The sequence below is a fragment of the Paenilisteria riparia FSL S10-1204 genome, from assembly GCF_000525995.1.
GTDB lineage: Bacteria > Bacillota > Bacilli > Lactobacillales > Listeriaceae > Listeria_A > Listeria_A riparia.
Map to the genome: position 1 here is coordinate 459,311 of NZ_AODL01000007.1, position 16,604 is coordinate 475,914.

Annotated in this window: 12 protein-coding genes and 2 pseudogenes; 11 read left to right on the forward strand and 3 right to left on the reverse strand. The window is 39.4% G+C overall.

The window, feature by feature from the left end; genetic code table 11:
• Positions 1 to 323: 323 nt before the first annotated feature.
• Positions 324 to 1,683: pseudogene (dnaA, locus tag PRIP_RS06900) on the reverse strand (chromosomal replication initiator protein DnaA).
• A 621-nt stretch (positions 1,684 to 2,304) separates the two neighbouring features.
• Here dnaA and rpmH point away from each other — a divergent pair.
• The 4 genes and pseudogenes from rpmH (at position 2,305) to jag (ending at position 4,476) form a co-directional block, all read left to right on the forward strand.
• Positions 2,305 to 2,440: pseudogene (gene rpmH / locus PRIP_RS16700) on the forward strand (50S ribosomal protein L34).
• Between the two features lie 159 nt (positions 2,441 to 2,599).
• Positions 2,600 to 2,953 (forward strand): ribonuclease P protein component, encoded by a 354-nt coding sequence (rnpA, locus tag PRIP_RS06905; protein WP_036100573.1) that lies wholly within the window; start codon positions 2,600 to 2,602, stop codon positions 2,951 to 2,953.
• A gap of 42 nt (positions 2,954 to 2,995) precedes the next feature.
• Positions 2,996 to 3,859, forward strand: a complete 864-nt coding sequence (gene yidC, locus PRIP_RS06910; RefSeq protein ID WP_036100334.1) for a membrane protein insertase YidC — start codon at positions 2,996 to 2,998, stop codon at positions 3,857 to 3,859.
• On the forward strand, positions 3,856 to 4,476 hold the full coding sequence (gene jag / locus PRIP_RS06915) for an RNA-binding cell elongation regulator Jag/EloR (protein WP_036100335.1): 621 nt from the start codon (positions 3,856 to 3,858) through the stop codon (positions 4,474 to 4,476). Before yidC ends, jag begins: the two co-directional genes overlap by 4 nt.
• Before the next feature lie 75 nt (positions 4,477 to 4,551).
• On the opposite strand, the gene PRIP_RS06920 is transcribed toward jag, so the two are convergent.
• Positions 4,552 to 7,107 carry a metallophosphoesterase gene (locus tag PRIP_RS06920; protein WP_036100336.1) on the reverse strand — a complete coding sequence of 852 codons (2,556 nt, stop codon included), beginning with the start codon at positions 7,105 to 7,107 and terminating at the stop codon, positions 4,552 to 4,554.
• A 3-nt stretch (positions 7,108 to 7,110) separates the two neighbouring features.
• Positions 7,111 to 8,370, reverse strand: a complete 1,260-nt coding sequence (locus PRIP_RS06925; RefSeq protein WP_036100337.1) for a class I SAM-dependent methyltransferase — start codon at positions 8,368 to 8,370, stop codon at positions 7,111 to 7,113.
• Positions 8,371 to 8,583: 213 nt separating this feature from the next.
• Here PRIP_RS06925 and PRIP_RS06930 point away from each other — a divergent pair, with 213 nt between their 5' ends.
• From PRIP_RS06930 to qoxA, 7 genes are all read left to right on the forward strand, one after another.
• Positions 8,584 to 9,249: an MIP family channel protein gene (locus PRIP_RS06930; RefSeq protein ID WP_036100338.1), complete on the forward strand. Its 666-nt coding sequence runs from the start codon at positions 8,584 to 8,586 to the stop codon at positions 9,247 to 9,249.
• A 96-nt stretch (positions 9,250 to 9,345) separates the two neighbouring features.
• Positions 9,346 to 9,768, forward strand: a complete 423-nt coding sequence (locus tag PRIP_RS06935; RefSeq protein WP_036100574.1) for a MarR family winged helix-turn-helix transcriptional regulator — start codon at positions 9,346 to 9,348, stop codon at positions 9,766 to 9,768.
• An 11-nt stretch (positions 9,769 to 9,779) separates the two neighbouring features.
• The gene (locus PRIP_RS06940) at positions 9,780 to 10,928 is read left to right on the forward strand and encodes an MFS transporter (RefSeq protein WP_052008781.1); all 1,149 of its coding nucleotides are present in this window, start codon (positions 9,780 to 9,782) and stop codon (positions 10,926 to 10,928) included.
• 470 nt (positions 10,929 to 11,398) lie between these two features.
• On the forward strand, positions 11,399 to 12,487 hold the full coding sequence (gene serC, locus PRIP_RS06945; protein ID WP_036100340.1) for a 3-phosphoserine/phosphohydroxythreonine transaminase: 1,089 nt from the start codon (positions 11,399 to 11,401) through the stop codon (positions 12,485 to 12,487).
• Complete coding sequence (locus tag PRIP_RS06950; RefSeq protein WP_036100341.1) at positions 12,480 to 13,667, forward strand: phosphoglycerate dehydrogenase; 1,188 nt, start codon at positions 12,480 to 12,482, stop codon at positions 13,665 to 13,667. The genes serC and PRIP_RS06950 overlap by 8 nt, the downstream gene beginning before the upstream one ends.
• Positions 13,668 to 13,735: 68 nt before the next feature.
• Positions 13,736 to 14,977 (forward strand): DUF1015 domain-containing protein, encoded by a 1,242-nt coding sequence (locus tag PRIP_RS06955; protein WP_036100342.1) that lies wholly within the window; start codon positions 13,736 to 13,738, stop codon positions 14,975 to 14,977.
• Positions 14,978 to 15,487: 510 nt separating this feature from the next.
• A complete protein-coding gene (gene qoxA / locus PRIP_RS06960) occupies positions 15,488 to 16,588 on the forward strand; it encodes a cytochrome aa3 quinol oxidase subunit II (protein WP_036100343.1) in 1,101 nt (366 codons plus the stop codon).
• The last annotated feature ends 16 nt before the right edge of the window (positions 16,589 to 16,604 follow it).

A 16,604-nucleotide genomic window follows, 5' to 3' on the forward strand; every position in this document is an offset into this window, starting at 1 on the left:
TCTTTTTCTAAGTATAGCATTTCTTAGCGAATATGTTTAATTAATTAATAAAAAATCGTAGTAATAGTAATAGGCGCTGTGGATTTGTGGATAAGTATAGTTGAAGTTAGCTCTCCGAAAGTTTTCCACATGTTAATAACTTGTTAATAACTTGTTCCGGTTATCCACAAAATGCACAATAATAAATGCTTGGTTTTGTGGCGTCCTATATTAAAAACCTACTCTTTAGAAACTTCACGCCCGCTGCAAAAATCAAAAGAGGATTTTTACTACGGACGCTTCTGTTTATTTAAGTATTTAACGGACTTCTTTGGTATTCTATTTTAAAATAAATTCTGTGGTTTTCTCAGATTCTTTTCAATCTCGGCTAGGTCATTTTTAAAGATTTTGATCGCTTTTTAGTAGTTGCGATATTTTTTCATGGGCATGGATGACCGTTGTGTGATCACGTCCGCCGAATTCGTCGCCTATTTTTGGTAGAGAGGCATCGGTTAGCTCGCGGGATAGGTACATTGCGATTTGTCTTGGATAAGCAATGCTTTTCGTGCGTTTTTTTGCTTTGAAGTCTTCTAAACGAACGTGATAATATTCACCGACTGCTTCTTGAATATCAGGAATTCGAATCACGTGGGATTTTGAATTCGGAATGATGTCTTTTAGGGCCTCAGCCGCTAAGTTAGCGTTGATGTCTTTGTTTACAAGTGAAGAGTAAGCGACAACGCGAATTAGTGCGCCTTCCAGTTCACGAATGTTGGAATCGATTTGATTCGCAATGTAAAGCATTACCTCGTTAGGAATATCAAGCCCATCTGCTTTAGCTTTTTTGCGCAAAATGGCAATTCGAGTTTCTAAATCAGGTGGCGTAATATCTGTAATCAAACCCCACTCAAAACGCGAACGCAAGCGGTCTTCCAGTGTTGGAATCTCTTTTGGCGGGCGGTCACTTGAAATAATAATCTGCTTTTGCTCATCATAAAGCGTGTTGAACGTATGGAAAAACTCTTCTTGTGTTCCTTCTTTTCCAGCTAAAAATTGAATATCATCGATAAGAAGAACATCAACATTTCTATACTTATTTCGAAAGTCCTCAGCTTTATTTTCACGAATAGAGTTAATGAATTCATTGGTAAACTTCTCACTAGAAAGGTACATGACTTTTGCATTTGTTTTGTGTTCCAATACATAATGACCAATAGCATGCATTAAATGCGTTTTTCCAAGTCCGACACCACCATAAATGAATAGCGGATTATAAGCCTTTGCAGGCGCTTCGGCTACAGCAAGTGAGGCTGCATGGGCGAATCTATTTCCTGATCCAATAACGAATGTATCAAAAACATAACGTGGATTTAGCATGTGTTTGGAATTTTCTTCATCTATATCATCATCCAAATTGCGAGGTTTTGGTGGAATATAGTTATCAAATACTTCATCTTTTTCCCCATCAATAAAGCGAACTTCGAAATTTTCGCCCGTAATTTCTTGCAAAATATTGGATATGAACTGCGAATAGCTTTTTTCAAGCCAATCTCGAACAAAATTATTTGGTGCAGTAACGATAAAGGTGCTGCCTTCAAGCGAATGCGCAGTGGTTGATTTCATCCAAGTATCGAAACTAGGTTTGCTCATATTTTGTTTAACAATTCGCAAGGCTTCTTTCCATATATCTTCAATTGTCTGCACTTTTTTTCCCCCCTTTTTTAAATAAACGTAAAAGTTATCCACAGAATTATAAAGCCGTGGATAAAGTTATACAGGGGTTGTTTAGAAGTTATCCACAAAGCTAAAGTTAACTGTGGATAAATAATGTTATCCCCAAATATTTTTCTATTCGACAATTGATATAATATCAGAAAATCAGCACAATCGCAAGGGATTTCAAATTCTATCCACAAAGTTGTGCGGATGTGGAAAAAAGATGTCCACAAGATATGAACTTGTGCATAACTTGTGAACTAGAACTGTACAAAAAAATTAGTGAAATTGACTTATCCACATCTTCCTGTGGTTAACTATGCCCTAATTGTGAATAACTTTCGTAAAATCTTTAAAGTTATCCACAAAAACAGTATATTTGTTCACTTATCTTAGTTAACTAGTAATTATCCACAGTAAGGAAACTATTTTATTTTTGTTACAGTTTTGGGTATATTTCACATACGAAATATGATATTATGAAAGATGGAGTTTTTATATTTGCTTTTTAGTAAAGTATATTGACAAATTCTATATATTTCTGTACAATATCTAAGACTGTCTATACGAGTGAATTTGTATTAGGCCTTTTTATAGGAGGTGTAACTAATGAAAAGAACATACCAACCAAGCAAGCGTAAAAGAAAAAAAAGTACATGGTTTCCGTCAACGTATGAGTTCTAAAAACGGACGTAGAGTTTTAGCAAGTCGTCGTCGTAAAGGAAGAAAAGTTTTATCTGCGTAGACCACTGAAAAAGACTCAGTGGTTTTTTTTTGTTGAAGCGCTAATGGTCAGCAAAGAAACTACGTCGGAGTAAACCGTTAATCCATCAGTATGTTCCTAAATAAGTTATTGATGGATTAACAGGGATGCCTATTAATTTTGATTGAAGATGGAGATTTTATGAAAAAAGCATATCGTATTAAGAAAGATGATGAATTTCAACGCGTTTTTAAAAAAGGAAAATCGTTTGCAAATCGCCAGTTCGTTGTTTACATATTAAAGAGGGAAGATTTGGCGCATTTTCGAATTGGACTTTCTGTAAGTAAAAAAATTGGAAACGCTGTCGTACGTAATCACATTAAACGGCGTATTAGACAAACCTTTCATGAACTGAATGAACAAATCGTTCCAGGTCATGACTATATTATTATCGCCAGAAAACCGGCGGCCAATATGGATTTTCATGAAATTAAGAAGAGTTTGATGCATGTTTTGAAACTTGCAAGAGTTTTGAAGCAAGGTCAGAAGCGATAATTTTGTGGGAATAATACAGGCGGAGAGTGGAGGTAGCACTATTTGAAGAAGAAAATGAAATGGAAGAAGAAGTTACTATTTGCAGGACTAATGATTGGACTCGTAGCTATTTTAGCAGGTTGCGGTGTTTCAACATCACCAATTACATCAGAGTCAACGGGATTTTGGAGTCATTACATCGTTTATCCTTTATCCGAAGTCATTATATGGTTTGCTAATTTATTCGGCGGCAACTATGCGATGGGAATCATTATGACAACCGTTGTTATCAGACTTCTTATCATGCCACTAATGATTAAGCAACTAAAGAGCCAGAAAGCAATGACGTCATTGCAACCACAAATCAAAGAACTACAAGAAAAGTACAAATCAAAAGATCGCGAAACACAGCAAAAACTGCAACAAGAAACAATGCGTTTGTATCAAGAAAACAATGCCAATCCAATGATGGGATGTTTACCTTTACTAATCCAAATGCCGATTCTACTTGGCTTCTATCAAGCTATTAGTCGGACCGCAGAAATTAAGACGCAAGATTTCCTATGGATGACATTGGGAGACAAAGATCCATACTTTGTTTTACCTATTTTAGCGGCCCTGACGACGTTTATTTCTTCTAAATTATCTATGATGGGTCAAACACAACAAAATAAATCAATGAATATGATTATTTATTTCATGCCAGTGATGATTTTAGTAGCAGGTATTAGCTTACCATCCGCACTAGCACTTTACTGGGTAGTCGGAAATATCTTCACGATTTTCCAAACTATGTTAATCAACAATCCATTCAAGGCGAAGCGCGAAGCCGCGGCCTTAGAAGAAGCTAAGAGGGAAGAAGAAAAGCTTAAAAAGAAAGCAGCAACCATGACAGCATCGAAAAAGGGAGGTAAGAAGAGAAAGTGAGAGATATAACTGCGCAAGGCCAAACCGTTGAAGAAGCAATTCAAAACGCGTTGAAGGACTTAGGCACAACGCGGGAAAAAGTAGACGTGGAAATCATGGATGCAGGCAAAAAAGGTATCTTCGGGATTGGCTCAAGACTAGCAATGGTTAAAGTGATTGAGAAAAATAATTCCATCGAAACTGCAGTCCAATACGTGATTGATGTGGCTACGAAAATGGGGGCGGAAGTAACCGTCGATGTCTCTGAACAAGGAAAAGAAGTCAGCATTCAAGTGTCGGGTAACAATTTAGGACTGCTGATTGGAAAACACGGTCAAACACTGAACGCACTGCAATATTTAACACAACTCATCGCCAATAAAGATACAGACCAGTACAAAAATGTGACTGTTAATGTTGGCGACTACCGTGATCGTCGCTATGAAACACTGGCTTTACTAGCTAAGAAAATGGCTGATAAAACAGTGAAAACACGCCGAGTTGTTCATTTAGAACCAATGCCTTCGTTTGAACGAAAAACAATTCATGCAATTTTAAGCGAAGATACACGTGTGGAAACACATTCAGAAGGTCGCGAACCATATCGTTATATCGTGATTAAACCTGTTAAAGGGTAAAATAAAGGACGAATTAGGAGATGCTACGATAAGCATCGGCCTGATTCGTCCTTTTTTGATGTTTCACGTGGAACATTATAGGCGTGGATCAATTTTTTGCTCTTGTTCTACTTCGAATAGTAGATTTGCTGCGATTTCTTGGAAGGTTTTGTTTGTATCTGATATGTCGGCAAATTTGGTTTCTAACAGTTTAGTACCAAAATGCCATTCATTGATGGAGGTCCGTAGTTTTTTGTTGATATTTTTCTGTTTAATGAGTTTTGCAAATTTGTGTGGAAATTGGAAATCGTAGCCGTAAATAAGTGTTAAGTAGTCCATATTACGGACTTTCATGTATGGAGCTGTGTGCTTTTGCAGTTGTTCAGGCTTGATGACGATACCTTCCATTTTGTTCGTTGTTGTGATGGTGTGAAAATACGCTTCGGCTGTTTCAAGGTAATCTGGTTTCGTCAAATCAAGCAACACATAGTCATCGTCATTTAAAAAGCGATATATTTCCGATGTCGACCAGTTTGGAATTTGCTCGGTACCATCGTTGAAAATTATTTTTAAGATAGAAAATGGCTTGTAGTCTAGTTCCGCTTCTGTTGCATAAATATTCAGTTGCTCTTTATATGTTTGTAATGCTTTTTCGTGTTCCGAAAGTGGCATGAGATATTGTTTGACTTGTTGTAAGGGCTTGAAATTCTGATACAAACGCGAACTATACTTGTCGATGAGTTGCTTTTTGGAAAGTTGATTTTGATCTTCAGCAAAGTCGGAAGCGTCGTATGTCTCAATTAATTGGGCTAAGGCATTTTCAAAACCGTTGTTTTGTAGAAATTGGAGTTCAGTTTCTATTGCGGTTTCGATAGGTTGGAATTGTTTTTCAATGAGCTCTTTGCCAAGCGCTTGCCATGGGAGTAGTTCGCCGTCTAAGATAAGCATTTGAATGTTGTTTTGTGTCATATATTCGCCAAACCGTTGATGTAAAGATACATAAACTGGCGACAAGTCAATATGTGTTATTTTAAAGCCATTTCGGCTAATCGCGAAACATGATTTTGTATTTTTATGCAAATAAATATTACAGCGGGAACCCATATATTTAGGTTGTAAAATAACACTGGATACATTTTTATTAGCGAAATATTTTAATCCTTGTTCGAGTGATTCTAAATTGTTTGTTTCTAAGTCTTTTGGTGCGGGAGACATTGTTCCTGAGATAAAATTAACGTTGTTTCTGCTGATGTAATGGAGGCGGCGTAGTGATTCGGTATCCAATTCAGCAAGTGAAACCGTTTTTTCTTGTTTGAATAAGGTCGGTAATTCGCCTGTAAGTTGGTTATTTTCCGATTTTACGGAATGATAGATGGTTTTGCGATATCTGATTGTTACTGAGGTTAACGTGTTTCCATGTGCGCAACCTGTGTCGATGTGTAGTTTATTTTTGATGCGAAAAGCTTGTTTTGCAGCGACATGACCAAATATGTGGTATGGATAATTATGCACTGCGTCGTTTTCTAAAAATGAAAGTTGTTCTTGTACTGGTTTCGTGCGATCAAGATGGAAGTTTCGCTGGTGGCGCATAGAATTGGCATCTAATTTCCCAATATACTTATTTTTACAAGGGGAGTGTGTTACATAAAAAGAAGCGTTATCTTCACCTATATAGCGATAAAATGGCTGTGCTAGTTGGAAAAGTTCCTCAAATTTCGCAAAAAGTGCTGGATCTCGGACTAAATCTGGAATGGAGTCGAAGTAGTTATCGACAATTTCCTGATTTGCGCCTTTGATTTCACCTAAAATATATTTATGCACAAAATTTTCATGATTTCCAAGCACAAATAAGAAATATTGCTGGTTTTCATGAAGAAATTCCGTGATTTCTCGCGTTCTCTTACCTTTATCAATCCAATCTCCGACCAAGACGATTTTTTGAGGACTGTGTGTGATTGTATTTCCGTCGATTTGGCAGCCCAGTTTCTGAAGCAAAAGTTTAAATTCATCCACGCATTCGTGAACATCGCCAATCATAGTGTAGTTCTCAGCTGTCGGAAGCAATGTATCTAGGAAATCGCTTTTATTCGTAATTGTGATGGTAATAGCATCAGATGTTGTGTTTTTTGTGCGAATACGATGAATTTGTTTGTAGTTTTCGCGTGAAATCGTCGGCAAAATTTCCTTTTTCAGTCGTGTTACATGGTTTGAAATGATTTTTTTAGAGCGTTCACTTGCATAATAGTCATCGCGATTTCGGTAGTCAAAGAGGATGATTTCCAAGTTATAATTATTTTGTTTTGCTATTTCACGTACTTTTTCGCGGAAGTCAGTGGCAAGTCCTGTAGTATCTAAAATGACAAATTCGGCGTTGATTGGGAATTTTGTGACCAAATCTAGTTTTTTGAATAGGAATTCAAATGTTTGCTCGCTGGATTCCAACATGATTTGGGAATACTTGTCGTAATCCTTGCCGAGAATTTCTTGGCGAATCGAATCGGAGGACAAGTATTGGACGTTGGAATAGAAGTTTTTGTCGGGAGCTGTGAACGCGAGTTTTGGTAATAGTATGTTTTGGGCAAATGTTGATTTCCCGCATTCTGTAGGGCCGACGAGCATGAAAATCGTGTGGACTTGTGTTTTTAGTTCCATCAATCAAACCTCCTTCTTTCTTAAAATGGCACCTTGTGTTGTGTGAATGCCGTTTACTGCATCGCCAATGGCTTGAAATTCAACCGTTACATCGGTACTTTTCGTTACGTTCGTGAGCCATTCTTGGAATTCTACGGTGCTCATTTCCCAATCGTGATCATCGTGGCGGAAACCTTCTAAACCATAGAAAACATTGAATTCACTATTCGGTGTCGTAATGATAAACGTGTCAAAATCAAGTGCATGAATGATTTGTCGAATAAGTCGTTTGGCGTGATTTTTTGGCATATGTTCAATAACTTCAGTCAAAATCACATCTACTTTTTCCGTTGGGGCGTTGTCTAGGAACGCGTCCAGTGATTGGTATGTGATAATATTGTTCAGCGCTTTTTTCTCCGCTTTCTTAGCGATAATCCGCAACATTTCAGCATCAATATCAATTGCATAATAATCTAGCTTCGTTTTCTCAGCAAATGGTATGGCGTAAAACCCTTCACCACAACCAACATCCACCATTATCTTATCAAAAAGCAGACTTTCAGCAATGAAATTCCGTCTTTGCGTCGCGGTACCACCGAAATCAAAAGTAATTTGATAGCGATTCGTGTTTTCTAGTTGCTCTTTGAAGCGATTAAATGTGCGCCGATTCTTTAAGAAATTATGCACAAATAAGTTTCGAATATAGAACGGTGGGTCAGTAATTTGCACGCTTCTAATGTATTTTGTCAATAAATCATCAGTAATATCAAGATGTTCACGACTAAATCCAGCAAAAAACAGACAAAATAAATTAGCAATGTGTAGCAACTCGTAAAGACTCGTACGTGTGGAAATGGTTACCGACCAATTGTCATCAGCAAGATGCTCCACTTCAAAAGTGTAATCTGTCATGTATTTTTGAAAGAAAGCGACATAATGAATCCGATGAATGTGTAACATGTTGATATGGAACTGGTGTACATAACCTTCGCTATCTCGCGCGTCAAGTTCTTTTAAAGAAAAGAACTCATTCAAGGCATTTAACGGGAAAATTGTTGAATTATAGCGGGTTAGATTAAGATATTCGAAGCTTTCCTCTCGTTCTTTCCTATAAGATATTTCGTTATCCGCATCTTTAAAATAAACATTATACGTGTCAGGCGTACCGTACCAACCATATGCGACGCCTTTTCGAACTTGTCGTAAAATCATTCCAGAATCGGGATTTTTCTTAATTAGGAAGGAGAAGTCGGGGTTCGTTGATTTTAATTGAACAATAGCCATTTGTAGTCTCCTTTTCAGTTTCAGATTGTTTCACGTGAAACAGGTTTTTTTATAGTCTTAGTATTTAAGTTAAAGGAAGCGTTTTAATTTGTCAATCCTGTTAACAATAACCTTTTCTGTATAGTATCTTACTAAAATAAGGGTTTACAATTAGTCTGTTTCGCGGTATATATAGTAAGTGCGTAAAAAAAAATAAAAAGGAGGAAAACACACATGAGTAAGAAATTATTTGCTGAATTTATCGGAACTTTCGTTTTGGTCTTATTCGGTACAGGGACTGCTGTATTAGGCGGCGGAATCGAAGGAATCGGAACGCTAGGTATTGCGATGGCATTTGGTTTGTCAATCGTTGCGATGGCCTATAGCATTGGAACTATTTCTGGATGCCATGTCAACCCAGCTGTTTCTATTGCATTGTTCTTGAACAAACGTATTTCAGGAAGCGAATTAGTAGGTTACATCGTAGCTCAAGTAGTAGGTGCTATCGTTGGTACTGCTACATTGTTATCATTCCTAAACCTATCAGACATGTCAACAAAAAATCTAGGCCAAAACGGATTCGGAAATATCGGTGCTGGCGGCGCATTTCTTGTGGAAGCAATTTTAACTTTCGTATTTGTTTTAGTTATTATCGTCGTTACTGGTAAAAAAGGAAATCCTGCTTTTGCTGGTCTAGTAATCGGCTTGACATTAGTTCTAATTCACTTGCTAGGTATTCCATTGACAGGAACTTCTGTTAACCCAGCTCGTAGTATTGCTCCAGCTCTATTTGCTGGCGGTGAAGCTTTATCTCAACTGTGGGTGTTCATTGTAGCGCCAATCGTTGGCGGTATCGTAGCTGCGATTGTTGGTAAATTTGCTTTAGACAGTGAAAAATAAGATTCATTTTAAGATATGATAGCGGAATTTGCTGTTATCATATCTTTTTTTATGATATAGTTGTCATGACAATTATTTTTTTGGGGGGTAGCTGTGGTGCGTGAATTTTATGATGAAATGACGTTTCGGACAAATGTGGTAGCTAAGAAGGCGAGTCTTGCACTACAACACGGATTGGAGCGATTTGAGGTGACGCCTGAGCAGTGGTCGGTGTTAAATGTGATTGATCAAAAAGCGCCGATTTCACAACGGCATGTAGCGGAATTTGCTGAGAAGGACGCGCCAACTGTGAACCGAATTATCGACGTTCTTCTTCGTAAAAACCTGATTGATAAAGCGGTGGATGCGAAAGATCGGCGGATCACATTGCTGTCTCTGTCTGTGGAAGGCAAGCAGAAAGTGCAGTTGATTCGGAATGTTGTAGAAGAAACGTGCGGAAATTTTTATAAAGGGCTGACAAAACAAGAATTAGCGGTGTTTGTAAATATTTTAGCGCGGATTGAAAATAATTTAGAGTGAGAAGGGATTTTTTGAAGGCGAAGTTATGGACGAAGGATTATGTTATATTATTGATTGCAAGTTTGTTTTTATATATTGGATTTCAGATTTTTATGCCAACATTACCTGCGCAAATTATTAAATTGGGTGGGACGGAGACGCAGGCTAGTCTTGCTGTAGGTTTGTTTTCGCTGGTTGCGTTGTTTATGCGCGTCATTGCGGGTGGGCTAAATGATCGTTTTGGTGCAAAAATTATGATTTTAGTAGGCTTTTTTGTATTGATTGCGGTTACGGTGAATTTTTATTGGTCCACGGTGGTTTCGGCGCTGTTAGTGTTGCGGCTTTTTCATGGTGTTGGTTGGGGGATTACGACGACTTCGATTGCAACTGGGGTTTCGACGTTAGTGCCGCCAAATCGGACGGGTGAAGGGATTGGCTTTTATGGTTTGACGACAGCGCTTGGTATGTCGCTTGCGCCGATTATCGCGATTATTTTGATGAATCAGTTTTCGTTTAATTTCTTGATTGGTTTTTCGATTGTGTTGATGGTGCTGGTTTTTCTATTAGTGACGAGATTGAGGATGCCAAAAGAGGCGCGGGCTGTGAAGCATAAGATGCAGCTTTTTGATAAGGGAGCGTTATTGCCTGCTTTACTTTGTATGTTGATGGCTTTTCCCTTAGGCGGAATTCAGACGTTTATGATGATTTATGGCTTGGAGTTACATGTCAAAATGGTTTGGATTTTCTTTGTTGGGCAAGCAATTATGGTATTAGTAAGTCGTGTTTTCGCGGGGCGTCTTTATGATTTAAAAGGGCATCGCGTGGTAATTATCCCTGGGATTTTACTGATGGGAATCGGTCTGTGGTGGTTGTCGATGGCGATGGGCGCGTGGAGTCTGTTCGGATCTTCCTTGTTCTTTGGACTTGGATATGGGATGGTTCAGCCGTCCTTGCAAGCTTTAGCTGTGGATCGTGCGGCACCAGATAAAAAGGGAATTGCGAATGGGACGTTTCTATCGGGGATGGATGTTGGCATGGCGCTGGGAAGCTTTGGATTGAGTTTTATCGCGGCACATTATAATTATGCCTTGATGTATCGCTGGTCGATTGTGACATTGGTGATTTTCTTGGTGATTTATTTGTTTGTTTTTAGAGGGAGGAGATTATTACCCGGGAAATAATTTGAGGAGGTTGCATAAATATGAGCAAACAATGGAAAATCGTTCTATCAATTTTAGCTATTCTTATTGTGTTACAAATTGTGCGTATGATAATAGCTATATTTTAGATATGTGAATAGATGAAAAACGAGATTTTTATATAAAAAGAAGTCTTGTTTTTTTATTTTTTTTAAACGCTCAGATAAGCTAAATAATCGCTTTCTTTTTAGGTTTTTCAATAAAAACAACAACAATGAGTACAATTAGTCTGAAAATATTCGTATTTTCTGATATAATGTATCCAAGTGTTAAGAGTACGTATTTATTCTATGGTTTGATTCAGCTGGAAGTGGGAATGAGATATGTATAACAATCATAGAATAAGCTTTTCGCAGCACTTATTTAGGCTCGTTACAGTAAGTTGTATTAAAACCAAGTGGTAAAGATGTAGTTAAAGGTTGGAAATACGATGGGAACAGGAGAGATGATGTGTGGAGAGGGCGTATAATTTTTCAGCAGGACCTGCGATTTTGCCAGTGCCAGTTTTAGAACAGGTGCAAAAGGAGCTATTATCGTACAAGGGTTCAGGAATGTCAGTAATGGAATTAAGTCATCGATCAGATTTGTTTGAGGAAATCTTAGGGGAAGCAGAGTCATTATTGCGTGAATTAATGAACATTCCCGAAAATTACAAAATTTTATTTTTACAAGGTGGGGCAAGCCTTCAGTTCACAATGGTTCCAATGAACTTGATGGGCGGGAAAAAAGCTTATTTTGTGAATACTGGTTCGTGGTCTGAAAAAGCGATGGAGGAAGCGGCTAAAATTGGTGATATTGAGGTTCTGGCCTCATCGAAGGATAAGAATTTCAGTTATATTCCAGAGATACCGCGTGTGCCATCGGATGCGGCTTATTTGCATATTACGACGAATAATACCATTGAGGGTACGGCAATTTTTACTCCTCCTGAAACTGGTGATGTGCCGCTTGTTGCGGATATGTCTTCCAATATTTTGTCGAGTGTGTACGATGTAAGTAAATTCGGTTTGATTTATGCTGGTGCTCAGAAAAACATTGGGCCAGCTGGTCTTACGATCGTTATTGTTCGAGAGGATTTGATTGGAAATGTCGCTGGATTACCATCTATGCTTGATTATGCTGTCCAGGCGAAGAATAGCTCGATGTATAATACGCCAGCTACTTTTGCGATTTATGTGTCGAAATTGGTGTTTGAGTGGATTAGAGCGCAAGGCGGTGTTGCGGGAATAGAAGCGCTGAATAGGAAGAAAGCGGGTCTTTTATATGATTATTTGGATGCGTCTTCGATGTTCTCGTCTCCTGTTAACAAGGCGGATCGATCGCTCACAAATGTACCGTTTGTAACGGGTTCGGCTGATTTAGATAAATTATTTATTCAAGAAGCAGAGCAACTTCATTTTGAAAATTTGAAGGGGCATCGTTCGGTTGGAGGAATGCGAGCAAGTATCTACAACGCGTTTCCATATGACGGCGTACAAGCGCTCACTGCTCTGATGGATCAATTTGCAGCTACTCATAAAGGGGGAGAAGTACATGTTTAATATTCAGACTTTCAATGCGATTGCGAAGGAAGGATTACGTAAGTTCGATGTGGAAAAATATTTAATTGACGGAAATCAGGCTCCGGATGGTATTTTGTTGCGTAGTTATGATTTGCATGATTTTGATTTTCCGGACAGTGTTAAAGCTGTTGCTAGGGCTGGTGCGGGAGTGAATAACATTCCTGTTGGAGCTTGTTCGGATCGCGGAATTGTGGTTTTTAACACGCCCGGAGCGAATGCAAACGCGGTGAAAGAACTGGTGTTAGCGAGTTTATTTATGGGCGCGCGGCCGATTTTGGAAGGTTCGGAATGGGTGAAGACGCTTGATGGTGATAATTTGGAAAAGAAAGTAGAAGCTGGGAAGAAGCAATTCGCTGGTACTGAAATTGCCGGAAAACGACTTGGTATCATTGGCTTAGGTGCAATTGGTGCGCTTGTGGCGAATGATGCGTTGGCGCTTGGCATGGATGTTGTTGGCTATGATCCATACGTTTCGGTGGACACGGCGTGGCGGATTGCCAAGGAAGTGGAACGGGCGATGACGATTGAGGAGGTTTTGGCTACGTGTGATTATTTGACGGTGCATGTGCCGTTAACGGATGGCACGGCTGGTATGTTCAATCGGGAAACGTTGCAGTTGCTAAAACCAAATGCGGTTTTATTAAACTTTTCGCGTGGGGAATTGGTGAAAGAGGACGCGATGGTCGATGCGCTTAACGCGGGTCAATTGCGCAGATATATCACGGATTTTGCGACGGAAGCATTTGTAAAGCATCCGAATGTAGAAGTTTTGCCGCATTTAGGGGCTTCGACGGAAGAGGCTGAAACAAACTGTGCTAAAATGGCTGCGAAGGAATTGGCATACTTCTTGGAGACTGGTAGTATTAAGAACTCAGTGAATTTTCCAAATGTGGATATGCCTTATAATGGGCATCCGCGTCTTGCTGTTTTCCATCATAATGTACCGAATATGGTCGGTCAGGTTACAACGGAGCTCGCGAAAGGGTCAATCAATATTTTGGATATGACGAATCGTAGTAAGGACGACTACGCGTATACGCTGATTGATATGGAGAAAGGTACACAAGCCAATTTATCGGCTGTTGAGGAGCATCTGAGTGCGATTCCGGGTGTGATTCGGGTTCGTGTGATTGAACCTGCTGGTGTAACGGCGTATTAAAAGAGAAATGAATAGCTGCGATGGGTAGTTCTGTCGTGGCTATTTTCATAAAACAAGGAGGGGTTTTTGTGGTTAAGATTAGAGGTTTTAAAGCGATTCGGCCAAGCGTGGATGTAGCGAAAGATGTGGCATCATTGCCGTATGATGTGTTGAATACGGAGGAGGCGCGGGTACTCGGTAATGCGAATCCGTTGTCGTTTTTACATATTGATAAGGCGGAAATTGATTTGGCGAAAGATGTGTCGCCGTATGATATTTCGGTTTATCAAAAGGCTGCGTCGAACTTGGCGGAATTTCAGGATAAAGGGTGGCTTGCTAAGGATGCTAAGCCGGAACTGTACTTGTATCAGCTAGTAATGAATGGACGACCTCAGACTGGACTTGTGACGTGTACGGCGATTGATGATTATGTGAGTGGTGCGATTAAGAAACATGAGTTGACGCGTGAGGAGAAGGAGCTGGATCGGATTCGCCATGTGGATGTGACGGATGCGAATACGAGTCCGATTTTCTTGACGTATCGGTCAGACGCGACGGTGAATGAGGTTGTGGATGCTTGGATTAGTAAGCATGATCCGGTGTATGATTTTAAGAGTTTTCATGATGTGACACATAGGATTTGGACGGTGGATGATACGGATGTGGTAAATGCGCTCACGGAGGCGTTTGAGGCGATTCCTGCGCTTTATATTGCGGATGGACACCATCGGACGGAATCTGCGGTGAAGGTTGGCTTGAGACGCCGTGCGGAGCATCCAGAGGCAAGTGCAGACGCGGAATTCAATTTTTTCTTATCCGTGTTGTTTCCGCAAGATCAACTGGAAATCCTCGATTACAACCGTGTAGTTGACGTACCGATTGCGACTGATTTCTTAGACCAAATAGCTGCAAAATTTGATGTAGAAAAAGTTGGTAAAGAGGCTTATAAACCGGCGACGCCAAACACGTTCGGAATGTATTTGGATGGTTCATGGTACGGCTTGAAAGTAAAGCCAGAATTTGCTGGTGACGGCGTCATTGCGAGTCTCGATGTTTCCATCTTGGCAGACCAAGTTTTGACACCACTATTCGGAATCGAGGACATCCGCCGCGATGACCGTATTAATTTTGTCGGTGGAATTCGCGGTCTTGGTGAGCTGGAACAGTTAGTGGATACTAGAAAATATACGATTGCGTTCTCGATGTACCCGCCGACGATGGATAATTTGCTTGATGTGGCGGATGCGGGCGAGATTATGCCGCCGAAATCGACATGGTTTGAACCGAAGCTGCTTAGTGGATTGTTCGTGCATGACTTAGAAAGTAATTAATTTTCGAAAGCTTGTCTGGTATTTGAAGTGCCAAACAAGCTTTTTGTAGCATTTTTTCGAGCAAAGAAAGCACTTGCGGATCCAAAGAAACTGGGTAGATTGACAATAATTGAGATACACCGCACAACTAGAAAATGTTGCTACTAAAGGGTTTTAATACCAAAAAATAGTGTAGAGCAAATCGATTTTTCTGGTGTATAAACATGTAAAAATTATTACTTGAGTTTGTGAAAAAAATAACTAGTGTGGATGTTTTGAATCTCCATTACAAATAAGTTATAATGATACACGAGTATGCACATGCAGTTTCAAATTCATAATTTCACGAATGAGCGTTTAGTGAGATTGTGAAAAATATTCACTATCTAGTTGTTTATATTGCGATACATAAATCCGAGAGTATGCAATTAGGGAGGATCATTTTAGATGGGGATCTAAGATGGTTACGTTTGTATTTTTGCGCAAAAATACACAGCAACACAAACATCAAAAGGAAAGAAGGGGATTCGGGTGTCAAAAATGCTCAAGTCATTACTACTTACAGTCTCGTTAGTCTTTGTCGGACTTCTTAGCGGCTGTGGTGATTTGACGGTACTAGACCCAAAAGGTCCAGTAGCGCAAAGTCAAAGCGATTTAATCATTTATTCGATTATCTTTATGCTGATTATTGTATTAACGATTTTCGTGTTATTCGTGATTATGATTACGAAATACCGCGAGAGAAAAGATCATTCCAACTACGAACCAAACATGCATGGTAGTACCAAATTAGAAATTTTATGGACGTTAATTCCGGTTGCTATTGTTATTGCCTTAGCGATTCCTACTGTTAAGACGATTTATGCGAACGAAAAGGCGCCAGAAGTTACTTCTCACAAAGACCCAATTGTTATTTATGCGACTAGCGCAAACTGGAAATGGTTCTTTAGTTATCCAGATCAGTCGATTGAAACTGTGAATTATGTACATATTCCAACGAATCGACCGGTGTTATTCAAGCTTACCGCGGCTGACTCGATGACGAGTTTCTGGGTACCACAACTTGGTGGACAGAAGTACGCGATGAGTGGTATGACGATGGATTTGTATTTGCAAGCCGACGAAACAGGTATTTTTAAAGGACGCAACTCGAACTTTAATGGAGAAGGTTTTGCAGGACAAACATTCAATGTTGTTGCACAAAAACCAGCAGACTTCAAGAAATGGGCGTTAAAAACAAAAGTTGATTCACCAACATTATCGCAAGATCGCTATGATAAATTATTATTACCTGGTAATGTGAAAGAACAATCTTACGCGGGAACGCATATGGCCTTTGTTGACCCAGCAGCGGATCCAGAATATGTTTTCTATGCGTATAAGCGCTATGGATTTGAATTAACGAATCCACACGATCCGCATGCCAAAGATATACGAACGACGAAACCAATCTTGCCACCGCGTCCTGTTACGATTACGAATCCACGTTTCGAGCAGATGGATATGGAGCCAATGATTATCAAAAATGGTACTAGTTATAAGCAAAATAAGCATTACGATGAAGAAATGAAGAAACTAGGCAAGGAAATCAATACCGATGAGGCGAAAGATCACGACAAATCGGGACACTAAAAAGGGGGGTATTTCA

What these genes read in the sequence shown, in the direction of transcription:
- rnpA (WP_036100573.1), top strand. Translation starts at nt 2,600, where the DNA reads ATGAAAAAAGCATATCGTATTAAGAAAGATGATGAATTTCAACGCGTT.
- PRIP_RS06920 (WP_036100336.1), bottom strand. Translation starts at nt 7,107, where the DNA reads ATGGAACTAAAAACACAAGTCCACACGATTTTCATGCTCGTCGGCCCT.
- PRIP_RS06925 (WP_036100337.1), bottom strand. Translation starts at nt 8,370, where the DNA reads ATGGCTATTGTTCAATTAAAATCAACGAACCCCGACTTCTCCTTCCTA.
- PRIP_RS06930 (WP_036100338.1), top strand. Translation starts at nt 8,584, where the DNA reads ATGAGTAAGAAATTATTTGCTGAATTTATCGGAACTTTCGTTTTGGTC.
- PRIP_RS06950 (WP_036100341.1), top strand. Translation starts at nt 12,480, where the DNA reads ATGTTTAATATTCAGACTTTCAATGCGATTGCGAAGGAAGGATTACGT.